We start from the raw sequence: 1,575 nt of genomic DNA, 5'->3' as shown, positions 1-1,575 counted from the left end.
ACCGACCACGGCCGCAGCGGGCCGACCGCGAGCCAGGCCGCGAGGACCACCGCGGTGGGCAGGCATGCCCGGCCGACGACCACCGCGGCGTGCTGCCGCCACACGGTCGTGCGCGGGAGCACCCCGGCCGCCGCCGAGGAGCCGGGCACGCCCGCCACGCCCGAGACGCCCGGCACACCGGGCACGCCGGCCGCACCGGCCACGCCGGGCACCGTCGACCCCGGCATCGCACCCGCCGGGTACCCCGCCCCGAGCCCGCGCGGCGGCACCGGGACCGGGACCGACTCGGCGACCGGCGCGAGCGGCACCCGCCCGACGGCCGCGAGCGCCGCCGCGAGCACCACCGCCGCGAGCACCGGACCCGCGCCGACCTCGAACGACGTGGACGCGAAGGCGTCGGGGTCCAGCGCCCAGCCCGCGGCCTGCCGCGGCACGCCGGCGCCGTCGACGCCCACGGCGCCGAGCAGCGCGAGCCCCTCCAGGACGCCGACGGCGACGCCCGGCCCGGTGGTCAGCACGAGGGCCGTCCAGCCACCCGCCACCTGCGCGCGGTACGAGGTGTCGGTGCCGCGGTCGCCCGGCAGCAGGCGTGGCACCAGGACGAGCGCCGCCCAGGCCGCGGCGGCCGCGAGCGGGACCGTGCCGAACGGGGCGGGGAGCACCGACGCGACGGCCACGCCTGCCGACAGCACCGCCATGCCGCCCGCGGCCCACAGCCACGCGGCCGCGGCGCCCCAGGACGGCCGCTCGGCGACCGCCTGCAGACGGGTCACCACCGCGGACAGCAGCAGCGCCAGCGCGAACCCGCCGGTCTCCCAGCCGGGGACCGGCTCGGGGAGGACCACTGCGGCGACCAGCGCACCGGCGACGAGGGCGAGCGCCGAGAGGGCGAGCAGGGCGTCGACGACCGCGCCGTCGGTGCCGAACCGCGCGGCGACGGCCCGGCGGTACCCGGCGCGGACCAGCGTGACGAGGGCCGCGGCGAGCAGCGCGAGGTGCCAGCCCCACGCGTTCGCCCCCGCGGCGGCGACGCAGAGCGGGACGAGGGGCAGCACCAGCACGGCGACGGTCCAGGCGCGCACCCGGACCGCGAGGCCCGCCGCGGGCAGGCCGAGGCCGACGGCGAGCAGCAGCGACGCCAGGGCGAGCCACCGCACCGGGCCGGCGACCAGCAGCGCGGTCATCCACGCGTCGACGACGACGAGCGCCGTGACCAGGCCGCCGACCGCCTCCGCCGACGAGCGCAGGCCGGTGCGCCGCAGCGCGAGGGTGCCGGCGACCGCGCCGGCCGTCGCGACCAGCATCACGACGACCCGCGGGCCCGGGGACCCCGCGAGGAAGAAGAACGCGAACACGAACGCGGCGGCGGCGACGAGCCCCGCGCCGGCGAGGACGAACAGCCGCGCGACGTCGAACGGGCGGTCGGGGGCCGCGGCGGGCACGGGGCCCGGCACCGGTCGGCCGGGTCCGCGGGGCGGCACCCCACCGCCGAACGGCGCCGGCGGGACCGCGCCGCCGGGCACCGGGCCACGGGCCGGCACCGGGGCCCAGGGTGCGGCGGCCGGTCCGCCGGGG

1 pseudogene is annotated in these 1,575 nt (G+C 81.7%); it reads right to left on the bottom strand.

Annotated features, from left to right (window positions below):
* A pseudogene (locus G6556_RS18750) lies at positions 1-1,442 on the bottom strand (hypothetical protein); the annotation flags it as partial.
* Positions 1,443-1,575 lie beyond the last annotated feature (133 nt).

Source organism: Cellulomonas sp. IC4_254, assembly GCF_011603975.1.
Classification (GTDB): Bacteria; Actinomycetota; Actinomycetes; order Actinomycetales; family Cellulomonadaceae; genus Cellulomonas.
Note: the sequence above shows the minus strand (reverse complement) of the source record. Positions and strands in the feature narration are given on the sequence as shown.